At 56.2% G+C, this 648-nt stretch carries 1 rRNA gene; it reads left to right on the top strand.

The window, feature by feature from the left end:
- Positions 1–648 (top strand): 23S ribosomal RNA (locus tag IE248_RS37070); the annotation flags it as partial.

Raw genomic sequence — 648 nt, 5'->3', positions numbered from 1 at the left:
AGGAAGGTAGTCCAGCCCGGGCGGTGGTAGTCCCGGGGTAAGGGTGTAGGCCGAGGGGTAGGCAAATCCGTCCCTCATATAAGGCTGAGACCTGATGCCGAGCCGATTGTGGTGAAGTGGATGATCCTATGCTGTCGAGAAAAGCCTCTAGCGAGTTTCATGGCGGCCCGTACCCTAAACCGACTCAGGTGGTCAGGTAGAGAATACCGAGGCGTTCGGGTGAACTATGGTTAAGGAACTCGGCAAAATGCCCCCGTAACTTCGGGAGAAGGGGGGCCATCACTGGTGATCGGATTTACTCCGTGAGCTGGGGGTGGCCGCAGAGACCAGCGAGAAGCGACTGTTTACTAAAAACACAGGTCCGTGCGAAGCCGTAAGGCGATGTATACGGACTGACGCCTGCCCGGTGCTGGAACGTTAAGGGGACCGGTTAGTGCGCTTTCGGGCGTGCGAAGCTGAGAACTTAAGCGCCAGTAAACGGCGGTGGTAACTATAACCATCCTAAGGTAGCGAAATTCCTTGTCGGGTAAGTTCCGACCTGCACGAATGGCGTAACGACTTCTCGACTGTCTCAACCATAGGCCCGGTGAAATTGCACTACGAGTAAAGATGCTCGTTTCGCGCAGCAGGACGGAAAGACCCCGGGAC

The organism is Streptomyces goshikiensis, from assembly GCF_014650555.1.
Classification (GTDB): Bacteria; Actinomycetota; Actinomycetes; order Streptomycetales; family Streptomycetaceae; genus Streptomyces; species Streptomyces goshikiensis.
The sequence above is the reverse complement of the archived record's forward strand: the minus strand, read 5'-3'. Positions and strand labels throughout refer to the sequence as shown.